We start from the raw sequence: 21033 nt of genomic DNA on the forward strand, positions 1-21033 counted from the left end.
CGGCTCGGCAGGCGGCGCCGCGCGGTGCGTCGGTGGCCGTGCGGCGGGACGGCGACCTGGTGCGGGTGGAGGTCGTGGCGGACTCGCCGGGGCCACGAGCGCTGGGGCTCGGACTGCGGCTGCGGTCGGAGGCGGTGGCGTTGGCCGAGGAAACAGTGGGGGTGGGCACGTGAGGGGGCGGGCCGGGTTCCGAACTGCCGGGGCCGCGTCGGACCGGGGAGCCGCCACGGTGTGGGTCGTCGTCGTGATGGCCGTGCTGTGCGTGATCTGCGGCGCGGTCCTCGCGATGGGGCAGGTGATCGTTGCCCGTCATCGAGCGGGCGGGGCGGCCGACTTGGCGGCGCTTGCGGCGGCGGACCACTGGATGGAGGGGCGTTCCGGGGCGTGTGCCAAGGCCGGGCGGGTGGCCGAGGCGCAGGGGACGCGCATCGTGCGGTGCGCTGTGCACGGCGAGATCTCGGACGTCACGGCGGAGGCGGGCTTCGGACCGTTCGTGACGGAGGTCAGGTCCCGGGCCGGCCCGGCGGGGCCGGTCGCTCCGGCGCCGGGAGCGGCGGCTGTGACGCACCCCGGGTGGCGGGCGGACACCCGGTCGGCACGAGCTGCCGGAGGGCTGTCAGGCCCCTCTGTGGCGCCTGCTGGGCGGAAGCCCGAGGTGAGGGCAGCGCGTTCTGCCGGGCGGCGGCCCGGCGTGTGGGCGGGGCGCTCGGCGCCGGGGCGGACGGGCTTCGGCCCCGCGTCGGTGGTCAGATGCTCCTCAGGGGGCCGGTGCGTCCTTGAGCAGCGTGGAGAGGAGGCGGACCGCACCGCGTTTGTGCAGGGGGTCGTTGCCGTTGCCGCACTTCGGGGACTGGATGCAGGAGGGGCAGCCGGCCTCGCACTCGCAGGAGGCGATGGCCTGGCGGGTGGCGGTGAGCCACTCGCGGGCCGTGTGGAAGGCACGCTCGGCGAAGCCCGCGCCGCCCGGGTGGCCGTCGTACACGAAGACGGTCGGCAGGAGGGTGTCCGGATGCAGCGGCACGGAGACGCCGCCGATGTCCCAGCGGTCGCAGGTCGCGAAGAGCGGCAGCATGCCGATGGAGGCGTGCTCGGCGGCGTGCAGGGCGCCGCCGAGGATCTCCGGATTGACGCGGGCGGCGTCCAGCTGGTCCTCGGTCACCGTCCACCAGACCGCGCGGGTGCGCAGCGTGCGGGGCGGCAGGTCCAGCTTGGTCTCGCCGAGTACCTCGCCGGTGATGAGCTTGCGGCGCAGGAAGGAGACGACCTGGTTGGTGACTTCGACGGAGCCGTAGCAGAGGCGGCCGGAGCCCCAGGGGATCTCGGTGTCCGTTTCCAGGATGGAGATGGCCGTGGTGTCGCGGGCGGTCGTGGAGTACGGCGGACCGGCCTCCTCGACCAGGGCGACCGAGTCCTCCAGGTCCAGACGGCGCACGAGATACGTACGGCCCTGGTGGAGGTGGACCGCGCCCTCGTGGACGGCGCTGTGCGCGGCGGACTCGTCGACGGTGCCGAGCAGCCGCCCCGTGCCCTCCTCGACGATCTGGATGGGCTTCCCGCCCTCGCCGCGGATGTCGGTGAGATCGGCGGCCCGCTCCCGGCGGGTCCAGTGCCACGCCTTCGTGCGGCGGCGCAGCAGCTTCGCGGCTTCCAGTTGCGGGAGCAGTTCCTCGGCGGCCGGGCCGAAGAGCTTCAAGTCATCGTCAGTGAGGGGGAGTTCCGCGGCGGCCGCGCAGAGGTGGGGCGCGAGGACGTACGGGTTGTCGGGGTCGAGGACCGTGGACTCCACCGGCTGCTGGAAGAGCGCTTCGGGGTGGTGGACGAGATACGTGTCCAGCGGGTCGTCACGGGCGACGAGGATGGCCAGCGCGCCCTGCCCGGAGCGTCCGGCGCGGCCCGCCTGCTGCCAGAGCGAGGCACGGGTCCCCGGGTAGCCGGAGATGATCACGGCGTCCAGCCCGGAGACGTCCACGCCGAGCTCGAGGGCGGTGGTGGCCGCGAGACCGAGGAGTTCTCCGGAGTGCAGGGCCCGCTCCAGGGCGCGGCGCTCCTCGGGCAGATATCCGCCCCGGTAGGCGGCCACGCGGCGGGCGAGGGAGCGGTCGACCTCGGCGAGGCGTTCCTGGGCGATCACCGAGATCAGCTCGGCGCCGCGCCGGGAGCGTACGAAGGCGACCGAGCGGACGCCCTGGACGGTCAGGTCGGTCAGCAGGTCCGCCGTCTCGGCGGTGGCGGTGCGGCGGACGGGGGCGCCCTTCTCGCCGTGGAGTTCGGTGAGCGGGGGTTCCCAGAGGGCGAAGACGAGGTCGCCGCGGGGTGAGGCGTCGTCGGCGACCTCCTTCACGGGCAGTCCGGTGAGGCGTTCCGCGGCGATGGCCGGCTCGGCCGAGGTGGCGGAGGCGAGGAGGAAGACGGGGTCGGAGTCGTAGCGGGCGCAGAGGCGGCGCAGTCGGCGCAGGACCTGGGCGACGTGGGAGCCGAAGACGCCGCGGTAGGTGTGGCACTCGTCGATGACGACATAGCGCAGGGCGCGCAGGAAGGAGGACCAGCGGGGGTGGGACGGGAGTATCCCGCGGTGCAGCATGTCGGGGTTGGTCAGGACGTAGTTGGCGTACTGGCGTACCCATTCGCGTTCTTCGACGGGGGTGTCGCCGTCGTACACGGCGGGGCGGATCGCGTTGCCCAGCGGAGCCGCCAGCTCGCGAACGGCGCGGCGCTGGTCGGCCGCCAGGGCCTTCGTGGGGGCCAGGTACAGCGCGGTCGTGCCGCGGCCGTTCGGGGCCTCGGAGCCGTCGAGCAGGGCCGAGAGGACGGGGGTGAGGTAGGCCAGCGACTTTCCCGATGCGGTGCCGGTGGCGACGATGACCGACTCGCCGTCCAGGGCGTGCTCGGCGGCGAGTGCCTGGTGGGCCCAGGGGTGCTCGATCCCGGCCGACTGCACCGCGGAGACGACCTCGGAACGGATGCGATCAGGCCAGACTGCATACCGGGCCTCGCGCGGGGGCAAGTGCTCCGTATGAGTGACGCGCGAAGCACGGCTCGGCCCCGCGGTGAGCCGGTCCAGGACCGTCCGTGGAGACGTGCGTACCGGGGCGCCCGTGGAGGGTCCGCCCGGCGGAGAAAAGTTGGCCATCGGCACCGAGTGTGTCACTGGCGGGATGGACAATGGTCCCAAGGCGTCGTGCACGCCTGCCTGTAAGTGATTGAATGCCATCGCGGCTGGCGATCCGTCCTGGGGGCTCTGCCGAGGTGTCCCGAGGGATGACCGCTCGATAGCAAGGTGCTGGAGGATCCGTGGACCTGTCCCTGTCGACCCGTACCGTCGGCGATCGTACGGTCGTCGAGGTCGGTGGCGAAATCGATGTATATACCGCGCCCAAGTTGCGCGAGCAGTTGGTCGAGTTGGTGAACGACGGCAGTTTCCACCTGGTCGTCGACATGGAGGGCGTGGACTTCCTCGACTCCACCGGACTCGGCGTGCTGGTCGGCGGCCTGAAGCGGGTGCGTGCCCATGAGGGCTCGCTGCGCCTGGTCTGCAACCAGGAGCGAATCTTGGAGATCTTCCGCATCACCGGCCTGACCAAGGTGTTCCCCATTCACACCTCGGTCGAGGAAGCGGTCGCGGCCACCGACTGAGAGCCGGATGCCCCGGGTCGGCTGCTTGCCGGGCCCGGGGGTGGCAGAACAGCAGGGGACCGGGCCCTCGGCCCGGCCCTCTGACAGCACGCGCGTATGTCCGAGGGGGATGCATGGCCACCGTTGAACTCCGCTTCAGCGCGCTGCCCGAGCACGTCAGGACCGCCCGGCTGGTGGCCGCGGCGGTCGCGCGCAGGGCCGGAGTGGACGAGGCCGTTCTCGACGAGGTCAGACTCGCTGTCGGCGAGGCCTGCACGCGTGCCGTCGGGCTGCACCAGAGCAACGGCGTCTCGGCGCCGGTGCGGGTCGCCCTGATCGAGGACGAGAAGCAGTTCTCCATCGAGGTCGGCGACGAGGCCCCCCACGCGACTCCCGGCGACCGGGCACCCGGCTCCGGGGCCGGTACGGCCGACGATCTGGATGCCGAGGGTGAGGACGAGATGGGTCTCGCCGTCATCAGCGGGCTCGTGGATGACGTGGAGGTCACCGCGGGCGAGGGCGGCGGTCTCATCCGGATGACGTGGCCGACGACCCCGGCGCCGCTTCTCTGATCCGGCGAGCTTCGGCTCTGCCCCGCCACACCCGCCACACCGGCCACACCCGCCACACCAAGGTCTTGCTCCCGGCTCGGGAGCAGGGCCTTTTTCTTTTTTGATCATTGCCTCGGTCAATTGCCTCGGGACTGTCGACCTCCGTCAACGGTTTTGGGGCATTACCGCTTTCGGGGTCAATCTGTGGTCGCGATCATTTGCTGGGGAGCAATCTCGCGCCAATTCCGTTTGCGGCACTCTGTTTTGATCAGGTTCCGCTACCTACAATCCGTCCACATCTTGAGCTCAGCCCAAGCGCCAAGGAGGACGAATGGCGGGGCTTTCTACCCCTCATCAGTTTGACCACCCCTCAACCTTCGCAGCCGCAGTACTGACCGACGACAACCGCCTCATCGTGATGGTCATCGCGGCCGTCGCGGTCGCGGCTCTCGTGGTCGCCTGGGTGCTCGTACGCCAGGTGCTCGCGGCCGACGAGGGCACCGACAGCATGAAGAAGATCGCGAAGGCGATCCAGGAGGGCGCCAATGCCTACCTCGGCAGGCAGCTGCGCACTCTCGGTGTTTTCGCCGTCGTGGTGTTCTTCCTGCTCATGCTGCTGCCCGCAGACGACTGGAATCAGCGTGCCGGCCGATCGATCTTCTTCTTGATCGGTGCGGTGTTCTCGGCGACCACCGGCTATATCGGTATGTGGCTCGCCGTACGCAGCAATGTTCGTGTGGCGGCAGCCGCACGGGAGGCCACGCCGGCGGAAGGTGAACCCGAAAAGGATCTCACCGCCGTTTCGCACAAGGCCATGAAGATCGCTTTCCGCACGGGCGGCGTTGTCGGCATGTTCACGGTGGGGCTCGGTCTTCTGGGCGCCTCCTGCGTGGTGCTCGTCTACGCGGCCGACGCGCCGAAGGTCCTCGAGGGCTTCGGCCTCGGGGCGGCGCTGATCGCGATGTTCATGCGTGTGGGCGGCGGCATCTTCACCAAGGCCGCCGACGTCGGCGCCGACCTGGTCGGCAAGGTCGAGCAGGGCATTCCGGAGGACGACCCGAGGAATGCCGCGACCATCGCCGACAACGTGGGCGACAACGTCGGCGACTGCGCGGGAATGGCCGCCGACCTCTTCGAGTCCTACGCGGTGACCCTGGTCGCCGCGCTGATCCTCGGCAAGGTCGCGTTCGGCGACTCCGGACTCGCCTTCCCGCTGATCGTTCCGGCGATCGGCGTCGTGACGGCGATGATCGGGATCTTCGCGGTGGCGCCACGGCGCTCCGACCGCAGCGGGATGACCGCAATCAACCGCGGATTCTTCATCTCCGCGATCATCTCGCTGGTGCTCGTGGCCGTGGCGGTCTACGTCTACCTGCCCTCGTCGTACGCCGACCTGGACGGCGTCACGGACGCGGCGATCGCGGGTCACGACGGCGATCCGCGAGTCCTCGCGGTCGTCGCCGTCGCGATCGGCATCGTCATGGCCGCGCTGATCCAGCAGCTCACCGGCTACTTCACCGAGACGAACCGGCGTCCTGTGAGGGACATCGGCAAGACCTCGCTCACCGGCCCTGCCACCGTCGTCCTGGCCGGAATCTCGCTCGGGCTCGAATCGGCCGTCTACACCTCGCTCCTCATCGGGCTCGGCGTGTACGGGGCGTTCCTGCTCGGCGGTACGTCGATCATGCTCGCCCTGTTCGCGGTGGCGCTCGCCGGAACCGGCCTGCTCACCACGGTCGGCGTGATCGTCGCCATGGACACCTTCGGTCCGGTCTCCGACAACGCGCAGGGCATCGCCGAGATGTCCGGTGACGTCGAGGGCGCCGGCGCGCAGGTGCTCACCGACCTGGACGCCGTCGGCAACACCACCAAGGCCATCACCAAGGGCATCGCCATCGCCACGGCCGTCCTCGCGGCAGCGGCGCTCTTCGGCTCGTATCGCGACGCCATCGCGACGGCGGCCAAGGACGTCGGCGAGAAAATGGGCGACGGCGCCCCGATGAACCTCGTGATGGACATCTCACAGCCCAACAACCTGGTCGGCCTGATCCTGGGCGCCGCGGTCGTCTTCCTCTTCTCGGGGCTAGCGATCAACGCGGTGTCGAGGTCGGCAGGAGCGGTGGTCTACGAGGTGCGGCGGCAGTTCCGCGAGCACCCCGGGATCATGGACTACTCCGAGGAACCGGAGTACGGGCGCGTCGTCGACATCTGCACCAAGGACGCGCTGCGCGAGCTGGCAACGCCAGGTCTGCTCGCCGTGCTCACGCCGATCGCGGTCGGCTTCTCGCTCGGCGTCGGCGCGCTCGGCTCGTTCCTGGCGGGCGCGATCGGCACGGGCACGCTGATGGCGGTCTTCCTCGCCAACTCGGGCGGTGCCTGGGACAACGCGAAGAAGCTCGTCGAGGACGGCCACCACGGCGGCAAGGGCAGTGAGGCCCACGCCGCGGTGGTGATCGGTGACACCGTCGGTGACCCGTTCAAGGACACCGCGGGCCCGGCGATCAACCCGCTCCTGAAGGTGATGAACCTGGTGGCGCTGCTCATCGCGCCCGCGGTCGTCCAGTTCAGTTACGGGGACGACGCGAGCCCCGGGGTGCGGGCACTGATCGCGGTGCTCTCGATCCTGGTCATCATCGGCGCGGTGTACGTCTCCAAGAGGCGAGGCATCGCCGTGGGCGACGCGGAGGAGGGTGGTGCGGAGCGGGTAGGTAACTCGGCTGACCCGGCCGTGGTTTCGTAACACCGGGTCAGACTCTGCCCAACACACGGGCGGGCGGCGCGTCTTGACGCGGCGTCCGCCCTTCGTGCGCCCGGTGAATGTCTCGTGAGCCTTCTCTCGCGCTCTCCGCTTGGTGCAAATGGCTTCAATAGGGGTGGTACCGGACCCCCGGCATGCGGTTGTAGCCCAGTTGGCGTGTAAGTTCCGGGGCCGAGAGCCATGGAAGGGACCAATCCGGTGAACAAGAAGCTTGCAGCCGCACTGTCCGGCGGTGCGGTACTGGTACTGGCGCTGTCGGGCTGCAGCGACGACGGCAACGAGAAGCTGGACTCCTGGGCCAAGGACGTCTGTGACTCGGTTCAGCCGCAGTCGAAGAAGATCGCCTCCGCCAATGCCGCGATCCAGAAGGAGACCTCGGACAACAGCTCGCCGGAGGACGTTCAGAAGACCGACTCCAAGGCGTTCCAGGACATGTCCGACGCCTACAAGGCGATGGGCGCCGCGGTGAAGAAGGCGGGCGCTCCGCCGGTCGACGGCGGTCAGAAGAAGACCGACGACGCGGTCAAGGAACTGAACGCCATCTCCAAGTCGTACGGCGACCTGAAGAAGAAGGTCGACGGCCTGGACACCAAGAACCAGGCGGACTTCGCGGACGGGCTGAAGTCTGTCGCGGGCGAGCTGGACAAGCTCAGCAAGAGCGGCAACGAGGCGCTTGAGAAGCTGCAGGAGGGTGAGGTCGGCAAGGCGATGGGCAAGCAAGACAGCTGCAAGTCCGCTAGCGCTACGCCTTCCGCCGCCTAGGGGTTGCCCCCTCTTTGCCTGTTGCCCCGGAGCCTGGGGGAGACCCCCGGCGTCCGGGGCAGCGTTGCGTCCAGCCGTGCCCGGCGGTGGTGGGCACAGCCTGCGCGGCCATATCGGGTCACAATGAAGGGGTGAGTATCGCTAGCGCCCCCCTGCCCTCGTCCGATCGTGCCGACGTCTGTGCCCAGTTGCGGGAAGCCCTGCTGGCGGCCGACTTCACCGCTGACGGGCTGCTCGAGCTCCTTGGGGCGCCTGCCTACACGGCGCTCGCCCGCAGCGAGACCGTGCCCGCGCTGCGGGCCACCCGCGGCGAAGGGCCGCTGGAGACGCTCGTACGGCTCTTCCTGCTGCAGCGTTCCGTGCCGCACGCGCGCGTGGCGGCCGTTTTGCCGGTCGGCCCTCTACTGGAGAGCGGTTGGCTGTCAGCGGCGGACGGTGAGGGTGCGCTGAAGGCGACGGTGGACGTGCGGCCCTACGGCGGGCCGGGTGGCGAGGACTGGTTCATCGTCTCGGACCTGGGGTGCGCGGTCGGCGGCGCCGGAGGCATCGGCAGCCATGACGAAGGGGTCGTACTCGGCGTCGGCGGGGCGTCCACGACGCTCGCCGGGCTCACGGTGCGCACGCCGGTGGCCGGCGCTCTCGACCTCGGTACCGGCTCCGGGATCCAGGCGCTGCACGCCGCACAGCACGCGACCCGGGTGACCGCGACTGATCTCAACCCCCGGGCGCTGCACATCACGCGGCTCACGCTGGCGCTGTCCGGCGCACCCGAGGCGGACCTGCGGGAGGGCTCCCTCTTCGAACCCGTGGGCGAGGAGACGTACGACCTGATCGTGTCCAATCCCCCCTTCGTGATCTCTCCGGGGGCGCGGCTCACCTACCGCGACGGCGGGATGGGCGGGGACGATCTGTGCCGGTCGCTCGTTCAGCAGGCAGGGGAGCGGTTGAACGAAGGGGGGTACGCGCACTTCCTCGCCAACTGGCAGCACGTGGACGGCGAGGAGTGGACCGAGCGGCTCCGTTCCTGGGTGCCGCGCGGGTGCGACGCGTGGATCGTGCAGCGCGAGGTGCAGGACACCACGCAGTACGCCGAGTTGTGGCTGCGGGACGCAGGGGACCACCAGGCGGATCCGGAGGAGTACGCGGCTCGGTACGACGCGTGGCTCGACGAGTTCGAGGCCCGCAAGACGCGCGCGGTCGGATTCGGGTGGATCACGCTGCGCAAGGCCGGTGCCGGATCAGGTGCCGCCGAGCCGTCCGTGACCGTGGAGGAGTGGCCGCACCCCGTCGAGCAGCCCCTTGGCGAGACGGTGCGGGAGTTCTTCGCGCGGCAGGACTTCCTGCGGGCGCACGACGACGCCGCGCTGCTCGCCGGGCACTTCAGGCTCGCGGACGGGGTCGTGCAGGAGCAGGTCGGGCTGCCGGGCGCCGAGGACCCGGAGCATGTCGTGCTGCGCCAGCAGCGCGGGATGCGGCGGGCCACCAAGGTGGACACGGTGGGCGCGGGCTTCGCCGGTGTGTGCGACGGGACGCTGAGCGCCGGGCGGATTCTCGACGCGATCGCCCAACTGGTGGGGGAGGACCCCGTCTTGCTGCGGGACCGCACGCCCGCCCAGATCCGTCTTCTCGTCGAGCAGGGCTTCCTGGAGCCGGTCGGGTCGTAGAGACCGCTTTAAAAGCTGGCCGCCGGGCCGTTGGCGGTACGCGTACGGCGTGTCTCGTACGTTTCGCGGACATCGGTCCCCCCGTTGTGGGTGGGATGGATGGACGTCTGCGACCGCTGGACGTACATCGAGAAGGTGGACTGTGCGAACCAGCTCCCGGGCGACCAGTTCCAGTCGAGTTGAGGCGGCACCGACCGGTGATTCGGATCGGGCGCCCTCCGTTCACCCGGGGTTCGCGCCCCGGCTTCCCGGGCGTGTCAGTTTCCCAAGCCGGGAACTCGGTACGGGGAGGCAATGACATGGAGAGTGGACCAGCGATCTTCGCAGGGACGGTGTTCGCGCTGTTCGGAGCGGGGCTGCTGCTGTGGACCGGAGCACGCGTGGCGCACCGCGCGCCCGTCGCCGACGGTGTGAACCCTGTCGCATCGGCGACACTCGCCGCGCTCGCCGGGTCGGGCGCACTGGTGCTCGGAGTGTGGTGTTTCACTCGGATGTGACCGGCGGCGGTCGGAGGCCGCTGGGCGCGTACGGGCCGTAGGCCCGGCGCCGGTGCCGAGCCGGTGGCGAACCCGGTGGTGAAAGGGCAGGTCGCCACGCCGGGCGGCAGGAATGGCGGTAGTCGGGTTACCGTTCGAGTGGCCGTTGCGGGCTTTTACCGTTTGACACGGGGGCGGGATGTACCGTCACACTCCGCAGCGTCAGCGCAACTCAAGCGCACCGAGCGAGGCCATGCACCACGGCCACCGAGCACCGACCGGAGAGAAGAGCGAAGTTGTCCCCGACCAGCGAGACCGCAAAGGGCGGCCGCCGACTCGTCATCGTCGAGTCGCCTGCCAAGGCGAAGACGATCAAGGGTTACCTCGGCCCCGGCTACGTAGTCGAGGCGAGCGTCGGGCACATCCGCGACCTCCCCAACGGCGCCGCGGAGGTCCCCGACAAGTACACCGGCGAGGTCCGCCGTCTCGGCGTGGACGTCGACAACGACTTCGAGCCCATCTATGTCGTCAACGCCGACAAGAAGGCGCAGGTCAAGAAGCTCAAGGACCTGCTGAAGGACTCCGACGAACTCTTCCTCGCCACCGATGAGGACCGCGAGGGCGAAGCCATCGCGTGGCACCTCCTCGAGGTCCTGAAGCCCAAGGTCCCGGTCAAGCGCATGGTGTTCCACGAGATCACCAAGGCCGCGATCCAGGAGGCCGTCGCAAGCCCCCGCGACCTCAACAAGCGCATGGTCGACGCCCAGGAGACCCGCCGCATCCTCGACCGTCTCTACGGCTACGAGGTCTCGCCGGTCCTGTGGAAGAAGGTCATGCCGCGCCTGTCGGCCGGCCGTGTCCAGTCCGTGGCGACCCGCCTCGTCGTCGAGCGTGAGCGCGAGCGCATCGCCTTCCGCTCCGCCGAGTACTGGGATCTGACGGGCACCTTCGGCACCGGCCGCACCGGTGACGCGTCCGACCCCTCGCAACTGATCGCGCGCCTCACCACGGTCGACGGCAAGCGCATCGCGCAGGGCCGTGACTTCAACTCGGTCGGACAGCTCAAGTCCGACACGCTGCACCTGGACGAGGCGAACGCCCGCTCGCTCGCCGCGGCCCTTGAGAGCACCCGGTTCGCGGTCCGCTCCGTCGAGTCCAAGCCCTACCGCCGCTCTCCGTACGCGCCGTTCCGTACGACGACGCTGCAGCAGGAGGCCAGCCGCAAGCTGGGCTTCGGCGCGAAGGCCACGATGCAGGTGGCCCAGAAGCTGTACGAGAACGGCTTCATCACCTACATGCGTACGGACTCCACGACGCTGTCCGACACGGCGATCACCGCCGCTCGCGCGCAGGTCACGCAGCTGTACGGCAGCGACTACCTGCCGGACAAGCCCCGTACGTACGCCGGGAAGGTCAAGAACGCGCAGGAGGCGCACGAGGCGATCCGCCCTTCGGGTGATCGTTTCCGCACGCCCGCCGAGACCGGCCTGACCGGCGACCAGTTCCGGCTCTACGAACTGATCTGGAAGCGGACCGTCGCCTCCCAGATGAAGGACGCGGTCGGAAACTCCGTCACGGTGAAGATCGGTGGCACGGCTGCCGACGGCCGCGACGCCGAGTTCAGCGCGTCCGGCAAGACCATCACCTTCCACGGCTTCATGAAGGCCTACGTAGAGGGCGCGGACGACCCGAACGCCGAGCTCGACGACCGTGAGCGCAGGCTCCCGCAGGTCAGCGAGGGCGACGCGCTGTCCGCCGACGAGATCTCGGTCGACGGCCACGCGACCAAGCCGCCGGCCCGCTACACCGAGGCCTCGCTGGTCAAGGAGCTCGAAGAGCGCGAGATCGGCCGCCCGTCGACGTACGCGTCGATCCTCGGCACGATCCTCGACCGCGGCTACGTCTTCAAGAAGGGCACGGCCCTTGTGCCCTCCTTCTTGTCCTTCGCCGTGGTCAACCTCCTGGAGACGCACTTCGGGCGCCTCGTCGACTACGACTTCACCGCACGCATGGAGGACGACCTCGACCGCATCGCGCGGGGCGAGGCGCAGGCCGTGCCGTGGCTGAGGCGCTTCTACTTCGGCGAGGGCGACGACGCGGGCGCCGCCTCCAGCGCGGGCAACGGCGACGGCGACCACCTCGGCGGGCTCAAGGAACTGGTGACCGACCTGGGCGCGATCGACGCCCGGGAGATCTCCTCCTTCCCCGTCGGCGACGGCATCGTGCTGCGCGTCGGCCGGTACGGCCCGTACATCGAGCGCGGCGAGAAGGACGCGGAGGGCCACCAGCGTGCCGACGTGCCCGACGACCTGCCGCCGGACGAGCTGACCGTCGAGTACGCCGAGGAGCTGCTCGCCAAGCCGAGCGGTGACTTCGCGCTCGGCACCGACCCCACGTCGGGTCACGAGATCATCGCCAAGGACGGCCGCTACGGCCCGTACGTCACCGAGGTGCTCCCCGAGGGCACCCCGAAGACCGGCAAGAAAGCGGTCAAGCCGCGGACGGCCTCGCTCTTCAAGTCCATGTCGCTCGACACGGTGACGCTCGAGGACGCCCTGAAGCTGATGTCCCTGCCGCGTGTGGTGGGTGCCGATGCCGAGGGTGTCGAGATCACCGCGCAGAACGGGCGCTACGGCCCGTACCTGAAGAAGGGCACGGACTCGCGGTCCCTGGAGGCCGAGGAGCAGCTGTTCAACGTCACGTTGGAAGAGGCCCTCGCGATCTACGCCCAGCCCAAGCAGCGTGGGCGGGCCGCGGCCAAGCCGCCGCTGAAGGAGCTCGGCGAGGACCCGGTCAGCAAGAAGCCGGTCGTCGTCAAGGACGGCCGCTTCGGGGCGTACGTCACGGACGGCGAGACGAACGCGACGCTGCGGGCCTCGGACTCCGTGGAGGACATCACTCCCGAGCGCGGCTACGAACTGCTTGAGGAGAAGCGGGCGAAGGGTCCGGCCAAGAAGACCGCCAAGAAGGCGGCGAAGAAGGCTCCCGCCAAGAAGACCGCGGCCAAGAAGACGGCTGCGAAGAAGACGGCCGCCAAGAAGACGACGGCCGCGAAGAAGACGACTACGAAGACGGCCGCCGCCAAGAAGACCGCGGCTTCGGCCACGAAGGCGTCCGACTCCGAGTAGGCAGCTGTCCGCGGCTGTACGCGTCTGTGCGTGTCTGTACGCGTCGCTTCGTACGGCGCTGTGAATGTGTGAACCGAAGGGGCGCCCGTTTGTTCGGGCGCCCCTTCGGAGTGTCACACCGTCCAGATAGGCTGGACGGATGACGCGTGCCGAGCAGCCACCGGTCGGAAACCCGGCCCCCGACGACGCCCTGGTCGCAGATTCCCGAGAGCGTGCTGTCCGCGCCTTGCTGCGCGTGCCGCAGCTGAAGCGCCTGTGGAGCGCTCAGCTCGTCGGTGGTGTCGGCGATGCCCTCGCCCTCCTTGTCCTGGTGGTGCTCGCGCTGCAAGCGGCCATCGCCGAGGGGGCGTTCGGGGGCGGCTATCGAGGGGTCGCGTTCGCCGTTACCGCTGTCTTCGGGGCACGCGTTCTCGCGACGCTGCTCTTCGGGGCGGTGCTTCTGGGCCCGCTGTCGTCGCTCACCTCACCCGACGGGCCGCTCGACCGGCGCTGGACGATGGTCGTGGCGGACGGCCTGCGGGCCGCGCTGCTGATCGTCGCGCCGCTGTGGATCGACTGGACGCCGGACAACGCGCTGGCCGTACTGCTCGTGACCGCCTTCGTGATCGGCGTCGCCGAGCGCTTCTGGACGGTCTGCCGGGAGAGCGCGGCGCCCGCGCTGCTGCCCGCGCCGCCCCTGGAGGGCGCGACGGTGCGGCCGCTGCCGGACCACATGGACGCACTGCGGCGCCTGTCGCTGCGTACGGGATTCGTGGCGCTGCCCGTCGCGGCCGCCGCGCTCGTCGCCGTCACGCTGATCGGCAACCTGCTGGGCACTGGGCTCGAGTGGTTCGAGGTGCACCAGGCGGGGCTCGCCTCGTTCGTCGCCGCCGGGCTGTTCGCGGCCTCGCTGTCGATCGTCTACTTCCTCGAACTTCCGGCCACGCAGACGCCACGCGCGCGTAGCCCCCTCGAAGGGCTGCGCAGGCCCCGCACCGCCAGCGGCACCGACAAGGGCCGCACCGGCGCGATCCCGCTGCTCGTCGCCGCCTGCGCCGCGATCTCCGGGGCCGTCGCGGCCTCCGTCGCGGTCGCCGTGCTGCACGCCAAGGACCTGGACGGCGGGCCCGTCATGTACGGCCTGATCGTCCTCGCGCTGACCGGCTCGGCCGCTGTCGGCATCCGCACCGCGCCGTCGCTGCTGCCCACGCTCCCGCGCCGCCGGCTGCTCGCGCTCGTGATCGCCCTCACCGGTGTCGCGCTGCTCGCCGCGGGCCTCGTGCCCGACGTGACGACCGTGCTGCTGCTCCTGGCGCTCGCCGGAGTGGCCGCGGGCATCGCCGCGCACACCGGGCACGCGCTGCTCGACCAGGAGGTCGAGGACTACCGCCGGGCGCGCACGACGGAGCATCTCCAGGCGGTCGTACGCCTCTTCATCGCGCTCGGCGCGCTCGTGGCCCCCGTGGTCGCGGCGGCGATCGGGCCGCACCGCTTCGTCAACGGCAAGTTCGTGTTCGACCACGGCGGCGCCGCCTTCACGCTGATGCTGGTGGGCGCGCTGCTCCTGCCGGTGGCCGCGCTGGTCCTCGCCAAGATCGACGACCGGCAGGGCGTGCCGCTGCGGCACGACCTGCGGGACGCGCTGCGCGGCGGCGACGACCCCGTGCAGGGGATCGCGGCCACGGGGTTCTTCATCGCCCTGGAGGGCGGCGACGGCGCCGGCAAGTCGACGCAGGCCGAGGCGCTCGCCGAGTGGATCCGGGCCAAGGGTCACGAGGTCGTCGTGACGCGCGAGCCGGGGGCCACGCCGGTCGGCAAGCGGCTGCGGTCGATCCTGCTCGACGTCTCGTCGGCCGGTCTCTCGCACCGCGCCGAGGCACTTCTGTACGCCGCCGACCGTGCCGAGCACGTCGACACGGTCGTACGTCCCGCCCTTGAGCGGGGCGCGGTCGTCATCTCCGACCGGTACATCGACTCGTCCGTGGCCTATCAAGGCGCGGGCCGCGATCTCTCCCCGACTGAGATCGCCCGCATCTCGCGGTGGGCGACGGCAGGGCTCGTGCCGCATCTGACGGTGCTGCTCGACGTGTCCCCGGAGGCGGCCCGCGAGCGCTTCACCGAGGCGCCCGACCGTCTCGAGTCGGAGCCCGCCGAGTTCCACACGCGCGTGCGGTCCGGTTTCCTGACGCTCGCCGCGGCCGACCCGGGGCGCTACCTGGTGGTCGACGCCGCTCAGGAGCCGGAGGCGGTCACGACCGTGGTCCGGCACCGGCTCGACCTGATGCTGCCGCTCTCCGAGGCCGAGGTGAAGGCACAGGAGGAGGCCCGCAAGGCAGCCGAGGAAGAGGCGCGCCGCAAGGCCGAGGAAGAGGCCGCGCGCAAGGCCGAGGAGGAGCGGGTCGAGCGCGAGCGCCAGGAGCAGCTCGCCAAGCTCCGCGCCGAGGAGGAGGAGCGCAAGCGCCGCGAGCTGGAGGAGGCGCAGCGCCGCGAGGCCGAACGGCAGGCGGAGGAGGCCAGGCAGCGCGCCGAGGAGGCGAAGCGCAAGGCCGAGGAGGAGCAGGCGCGACTGCTCGCAGAGGAGAAGGTGCGGGCGGCCGAGGAGGCGCGGCGCCATCGGGAGGCCGAGGAAGAGGCGCGGATCCGGGCCGAGGCCGAGGCGCGCCGGGTCGAGAAGCAGCGCAAGGCGGAGGAGGCGCTGCTGCGGGCCGAGGAGGCGCGGCGGTTGGCGGCGGCTTCGGCGGCGGCCGCGGCTGCTGCTTCGACGGCTTCGACTCCCGCTCCCACGTCGGCTCCCGCTCCCGCTTCCACTCCGGACCCGGCCCCGTCCGCTGCCCCTTCGGATGCCGTGCCGGACAACGAGACGACGGTGCCCACTCCCGTCGTGAACCCCGGTGCTCCCGCGCCGGGCGCGGCCGACGAGACCGCGGTGCTCCCGCCGGTACGGGACACGTCCGGCTCGGAGGAGACCGAGGTGCTGCCGCAGCCTCCGGTCCCCGGAGCCGCCGACGAGACTGCGGTACTGCCTCCCGTACGGGAGGACAAGGTGCCGCCGGGTTACTTCCGCGACGAGCGTCCGGCCCCCGCGCCGGAGGGGGGCGGGAACGACCGGACCCGTGAGCTGCCCCAGGTCGACGAGCAGGGTGCTCCTCGGCAGCGGCCGCGCTCCGACTGGGCGGAGGAGACCCCGCTGGATGATCTGCCCTCCCTGGCCGACGAGTTGCTGGGGGAGCCGGACGGCGACGAGGACGGCCGCGGGCGCGGCCGGGGCCGAGGTCGGAACGGGCGCTGAGCCTCGCTGAACGGGCGGCCTGCGGGGGTCGCCTGTGGGGGTCGCCTGTGGGGCGGCCTGCGTTGTCAGTGGCGTGCTCCACAATGAATTCGACAGCGCGACGTGCGACGCAGGTGCAAGAGCAGGGCGGAGGCGGTGACCGATGACCGTATGGGACGACCTGGTGGGCCAGGAGCGGGTGAGCGAGCAGCTCGGTGCCGCCGCTCGGGACGCCGACACGCTGGTCACCGCCGTGGCCACGGGCGCTCCGCGGCCCGAGGCGTCGAAGATGACGCATGCCTGGCTGTTCACCGGGCCGCCCGGCTCAGGGCGGTCCACCGCCGCCCGCGCCTTCGCCGCCGCGCTCCAGTGCACAAGCCCGGACCGCGCACTCGGGGGCGCCCCCGGCTGCGGCTTCTGCGACGGCTGCCACACGAGCCTGGTCGGCACGCACGCCGACGTCGAAGTGGTGCGTACGGACCTGCTGTCCATCGGCGTCAAGGAGACCCGCGAGCTGGTCAGGCGGGCCCAGTTGTCGCCCGCGGGCGGCCGCTGGCAGGTCATTGTCCTTGAGGACGCCGACCGCCTCACCGAGGGCGCGGGCAACGTCCTCCTGAAGGCCGTGGAAGAGCCCGCCCCCCGCACCGTATGGCTGCTCTGCGCGCCCTCGCTCGAGGATGTGCTGCCCACGATCCGCTCCCGCTGCCGCCATCTGACGCTGCGTACGCCTCCGGTGGAGGCCGTGGCGGATGTGCTCATCCGGCGCGACGGCATCGAGCCTGACGTCGCCGCGGCCGCCGCGCGCGCCACCCAGGGGCACATCGGCCGCGCCCGCCGCCTGGCGACCGACCCGAGGGCCCGCGAGCGCCGTGCCGCAGTGCTCAAGCTGCCGATGCGGGTGGAGGACATCGGTGGCTGCCTCAAGGCCGCCCAGGAGCTGATCGACACGGCCGGCGACGACGCGAAGCAGGTCGCCGAGGAGGTCGACGTCAAGGAGACCGACGACCTGAAGGCGGCGCTCGGCGCGGAGAAGGGCGGCCGGATGCCGCGCGGCACAGCGGGCATCATGAAGGACCTGGAGGACAGGCAGAAGCGCCGCAAGACCCGCACCCAGCGCGACAGCCTCGACCTCGCCCTCATCGAGCTGACCGGTGTCTACCGAGACGTGCTCACCCTGCAGCTGGGCTCCCGCGTGGCACTGGCCAACACGGAGGTGCTCGACATGCTGGAGCGCCTGGCGCGCGGCACCTCGCCCGAGTCCACGCTGCGCCGCATCGAGGCGATCGGCGCCTGCCGCACCGCATTGGAGCGCAATGTGGCGCCGCTGCTCGCGGTGGAGGCGATGACGGTGGCGCTGCGGGCGGGCTAGCGGCGGGCTGGCGGCGGGCTAGCAGGGAGCGATGGCTGGGCCGGGCCGAGGGCTGACGGAGTTGACGGAGTTGACGTAGCTCACGGCGTTGACGGAGCTGACGGCGTTGGCCGCGTTGACGGAGTCACCCGTACGGGCACTTTGTGTCACCGAGCCAACGCATAGCGTTAGGCTCGCGTGATGCGCATCAGAGGACTCCGCACCCCCGCGACCGTGTTCTTGGCCGCCGGACTGCTCATTTCCGGCTGCTCGGCCGGGAGCTCGACGGCGGGCGCGTCCATGGCCGCGCTGGCCGCGCTGCCCCGCGCCACCCCGCAGGAGCTGTCCCCGTACTACGGACAGAAGCTGAGTTGGCGCGAGTGCGGCGTCCCCGGCTTCGAGTGCTCCACGATGAAGGCGCCGCTGGACTACGCGAAGCCGGACGGCGAGGCCATCAAGCTCGCGGTCTCCCGGAAGAAGGCCACCGGCCCCGGCAAGCGCCTGGGCTCGCTCCTGGTCAACCCGGGCGGACCCGGCGGCTCCGCGATCGGCTACCTCCAGTCGTACGCGGCCCTCGGCTACCCCGAAGAGGTGCGCGCCCAGTACGACATGGCCGCGGTCGACCCGCGCGGCGTGGCCCGCAGCGAGCCCGTCACCTGCCTCGACGGCAAGCAGATGGACGCGTACACGCAGACGGACATCACACCGGACGACCAGAGCGAGACCGCCGAACTCTCGGACTCCTTCAAGAAGTTCGCGGCGGGCTGCGAGAAGCACTCCGGTGAGGTGCTGCCGCATGTCTCCACGGTCGAGGCGGCCCGCGACATGGACATCCTGCGCTCCGCGCTCGGCGACGAGAAGCTGAGCTACGTGGGCGCTTCGTACGGCACGTTCCTCGGGGCGACGTACGCCGGGCTCTACCCGGACCGCGTCGGACGCCTGGTCCTGGACGGCGCGATGGACCCGTCACTTCCCGCCCGCCGCATGAACCGCGACCAGACCGCCGGGTTCGAGACGGCGTTCCAGTCGTTCGCGAAGGACTGCGTGGGCCGGAGCGACTGCCCCCTGGGCACGAAGAGCGAGGCGGACGCGGGCAAGCGCCTCAAGTCCCTCTTCGGCGACCTGGACCGCGGGCCGATCCCCACCGGCGACTCCGACGGCCGCAAGCTCGGCGAGGCGCTCGCCACGACGGGCGTGATCGCCGCGATGTACGACGAGGCGGCCTGGCCCCAGCTGCGCACGGCGCTGACCGCTGCGATCAAGGACAAGGACGGCGCCGGCCTCCTCTCGCTCTCGGACAGCTACTACGAGCGCGACGGCGACGGAACGTACGCGAACCTCATGTTCGCCAACGCCGCCGTGAACTGCTTGGACCTGCCCCCTGCCTTCGCCACGGCGGACGACGTGAAGAAGTCGCTCCCGGACTTCGAGAAGGCCTCCCCGATCTTCGGCGAGGGCCTTGCCTGGGCCTCGCTGAACTGCTCGTACTGGCCGGTGAAGGCGACGGGCGAGCCGCACCGCATCGAGGCGGACGGCGCGGCCCCGATCGTCGTGGTCGGCACCACGCGCGACCCGGCGACCCCCTACCGCTGGGCCGAGGCCCTGGCCGACCAGCTCTCCTCCGGCAAGCTGCTCACGTACGAGGGCGACGGGCACACGGCGTACGGGCGTGGCAGCAAGTGCGTGGACTCGGCGATCAACGAGTACTTGCTGGAGGGCAAGGCCCCGGACGACGGAAAGCGCTGCTCGCAGGGGTGACGCGGCGCTGCTCGCAAGGGTGACGCGGGCGCTGGAGCACCGCCCATCGGGGGTGGGCGGAGCACCCCTGGAAACTGTGTAGACTTGGCTCCGCTGCTGACCGCACCATAGGTGCGGGACGCGTGCCGCCTTAGCTCAGATGGCCAGAGCAACGCACTCGTAATGCGTAGGTCTCGGGTTCGAATCCCGAAGGCGGCTCTGTAGAAGCCTCAGGACTCACTCGCCGTGACCTGGGGCTTTTGCTTTGCCTGGAATCGGCCGTGCGCTCGCCCCGGGCCGCACCGACGGACGCAGGTCCTGGCACGGGGGTCAGTTTGGGCCATCGGGCGGGCTAATTGGAAGAACTTTCTAGAATGGCGTAGCGCCTTGGGTTCGCTGGGAGACGTTGGGCGGGGGCTTCAGGCTTCAAGGCTTCAGGGCTTCAGCGGGCGTAGGAGCCCAGGCCGACCAGGCAGTAGACGTACTCGTTGATGGTCGAGCCGTTGAGGGTGTAGCGGTACGAGAAGGCGTACTGCGTCTTGGGGTTGGCGTCGCAGCGGCTCATCTCCGACGTCATGGGGATCGTCTCGATCACCTCGTAGTGGGCGTCGGACGCCGAGCAGGACACCTCCTCCACGTCGTCGACCTCCTGCGCGGTCGTGGAGTCCGGCAGCGTGCCGTTGAGGCAGGTCCCCGACTCGAAGGGGGTGGGGGCCTCGCTCGTGGGGGTGGCGACGGGGTCCGTTGCGGTGTCGGTTGCGGTGTCCGTTGCGGTGTCGTACGGGTCGTCGGTGGGGGGAGCGGCTGTGGAGGGGGCGTCCGTGTACGGGTCGCTCGTGTACGGGGTGCTTGTGGATGGGTCGTACGAATCCTGGCTCGTCGAGGGGGTCGGAGCGGCGCTGTCGCTGTCGTTCTCCCCCTGGTTCAGCAGCAGGATGACGACCAGTACGGCGCCGATGACGCCCAGTGCCGTCAGGCAGCCGCGGGCGTTGGAGCCGGGGGTGGGGCCAGGCCGCGGCGCTGGCGATATGGGTTCAGACACGGGGTCAGTATGGTTCAGTGGGCCGATTGGGTGGAGTGGTTTTCTAGAAATGTGCTCTAGAAGTGGGGGGCTCCATGAGGTGCTCTAGGCTGGGTGGACCATGAGCCCCAAGCAGCAACGCGGTGAAGAGACCGCCGACCGACTCCTGGATGCCGCGCTCCAGGTGTACGCCGACTCCGGCGAGCAGGGTGTGACGGTCGGCGCGCTCACCAAGGCCAGTGGTGTCAGCCTCGGCAGTCTCTATCACCACTTCGGCAGCGTCGACGGCCTCATGAACGCCCTGCTGCTGCGATGGCTCGGCCGTCTCCTCGCCGAGCTCGGCGCTTCCGTGGAGCGTTCCCGTACGGCCCGGACCGGTATCCGCGCCCTCGTGCGGGCCTACCTGAGGTTCATCCAGGAGAACCCGGATGCCGCCCGGCTCCTGCACTCCTCGTACGCCGACCGGCTGGGGATGGCCCAGGCCCGGCAGCTCCGTGACGCACAGGAGGCCAGGCTGTCCCCGATGACCGCCTGGATGCAGAAGCACGTCGATTCGGGGGAGGTCGCCCCGCTGCCCATGGCCTTGATCGAGGGGCTGGTCCTGGGGCCCGTCGTCGCGACCGCGCGGCGCTGGCTCGCAGGCTTCGATGATGTCGAGCTTGATCAGGCCGTGCGTGTTCTTCCGGAGCGGATCTGGCGGTCGATCGTTCCCTGAGTGGGGTTCTGAGC

Annotated in this window: 14 protein-coding genes, 1 tRNA gene and 1 pseudogene; 14 read left to right on the forward strand and 2 right to left on the reverse strand. The window is 70.6% G+C overall.

The window, feature by feature from the left end:
- The first annotated feature begins 59 nt into the window (after positions 1 to 59).
- On the forward strand, positions 60 to 173 hold the full coding sequence (locus tag ABD378_RS18605; RefSeq protein ID WP_425583853.1) for a hypothetical protein: 114 nt from the start codon (positions 60 to 62) through the stop codon (positions 171 to 173).
- Positions 174 to 247: 74 nt separating this feature from the next.
- Positions 248 to 463: pseudogene (locus tag ABD378_RS44185) on the forward strand (Rv3654c family TadE-like protein); the annotation flags it as partial.
- Between the two features lie 294 nt (positions 464 to 757).
- Here ABD378_RS44185 and ABD378_RS18615 read toward each other — a convergent pair.
- Positions 758 to 3211, reverse strand: a complete 2454-nt coding sequence (locus tag ABD378_RS18615) for a DEAD/DEAH box helicase (protein ID WP_344522038.1) — start codon at positions 3209 to 3211, stop codon at positions 758 to 760.
- An 80-nt stretch (positions 3212 to 3291) separates the two neighbouring features.
- Here ABD378_RS18615 and bldG point away from each other — a divergent pair, with 80 nt between their 5' ends.
- The 11 genes from bldG to ABD378_RS18670 all read left to right on the forward strand — a co-directional run bounded on the left by bldG (position 3292) and on the right by ABD378_RS18670 (position 19502).
- Complete coding sequence (gene bldG / locus ABD378_RS18620; protein ID WP_344522039.1) at positions 3292 to 3633, forward strand: anti-sigma factor antagonist BldG; 342 nt, start codon at positions 3292 to 3294, stop codon at positions 3631 to 3633.
- Between the two features lie 113 nt (positions 3634 to 3746).
- The gene (locus tag ABD378_RS18625) at positions 3747 to 4184 is read left to right on the forward strand and encodes an ATP-binding protein (RefSeq protein WP_344522040.1); all 438 of its coding nucleotides are present in this window, start codon (positions 3747 to 3749) and stop codon (positions 4182 to 4184) included.
- 310 nt (positions 4185 to 4494) lie between these two features.
- Positions 4495 to 6903, forward strand: a complete 2409-nt coding sequence (locus ABD378_RS18630) for a sodium-translocating pyrophosphatase (RefSeq protein ID WP_344522041.1) — start codon at positions 4495 to 4497, stop codon at positions 6901 to 6903.
- A gap of 198 nt (positions 6904 to 7101) precedes the next feature.
- The gene (locus tag ABD378_RS18635; protein WP_344522042.1) at positions 7102 to 7683 is read left to right on the forward strand and encodes a small secreted protein; all 582 of its coding nucleotides are present in this window, start codon (positions 7102 to 7104) and stop codon (positions 7681 to 7683) included.
- 131 nt (positions 7684 to 7814) lie between these two features.
- Entirely contained in the window at positions 7815 to 9347 is a 1533-nt protein-coding gene (locus tag ABD378_RS18640; protein WP_344522043.1) for a DUF7059 domain-containing protein, read from the forward strand.
- 299 nt (positions 9348 to 9646) lie between these two features.
- Entirely contained in the window at positions 9647 to 9844 is a 198-nt protein-coding gene (locus ABD378_RS18645) for a hypothetical protein (protein WP_190084028.1), read from the forward strand.
- Between the two features lie 275 nt (positions 9845 to 10119).
- Positions 10120 to 12951, forward strand: a complete 2832-nt coding sequence (gene topA / locus ABD378_RS18650; protein ID WP_344522044.1) for a type I DNA topoisomerase — start codon at positions 10120 to 10122, stop codon at positions 12949 to 12951.
- 139 nt (positions 12952 to 13090) lie between these two features.
- A complete protein-coding gene (gene tmk, locus ABD378_RS18655; protein ID WP_344522045.1) occupies positions 13091 to 16219 on the forward strand; it encodes a dTMP kinase in 3129 nt (1042 codons plus the stop codon).
- A 142-nt stretch (positions 16220 to 16361) separates the two neighbouring features.
- Positions 16362 to 17567, forward strand: coding sequence for a DNA polymerase III subunit delta' (locus ABD378_RS18660; protein WP_344522046.1), 1206 nt, complete (start codon positions 16362 to 16364; stop codon positions 17565 to 17567).
- A 180-nt stretch (positions 17568 to 17747) separates the two neighbouring features.
- On the forward strand, positions 17748 to 19304 hold the full coding sequence (locus tag ABD378_RS18665) for an alpha/beta hydrolase (protein ID WP_344522047.1): 1557 nt from the start codon (positions 17748 to 17750) through the stop codon (positions 19302 to 19304).
- 124 nt (positions 19305 to 19428) lie between these two features.
- Positions 19429 to 19502 (forward strand) — tRNA-Thr (locus ABD378_RS18670).
- 223 nt (positions 19503 to 19725) lie between these two features.
- On the opposite strand, the gene ABD378_RS18675 is transcribed toward ABD378_RS18670, so the two are convergent.
- Positions 19726 to 20325: an LppU/SCO3897 family protein gene (locus ABD378_RS18675; RefSeq protein WP_344522048.1), complete on the reverse strand. Its 600-nt coding sequence runs from the start codon at positions 20323 to 20325 to the stop codon at positions 19726 to 19728.
- A gap of 100 nt (positions 20326 to 20425) precedes the next feature.
- Between ABD378_RS18675 and ABD378_RS18680 the strand changes: the two genes are divergently transcribed.
- Positions 20426 to 21019, forward strand: a complete 594-nt coding sequence (locus tag ABD378_RS18680) for a TetR/AcrR family transcriptional regulator (protein WP_344522049.1) — start codon at positions 20426 to 20428, stop codon at positions 21017 to 21019.
- Positions 21020 to 21033 lie beyond the last annotated feature (14 nt).

The sequence above is a fragment of the Streptomyces rectiviolaceus genome (assembly GCF_039533825.1).
GTDB classification, from domain to species: Bacteria; Actinomycetota; Actinomycetes; order Streptomycetales; family Streptomycetaceae; genus Streptomyces; species Streptomyces rectiviolaceus.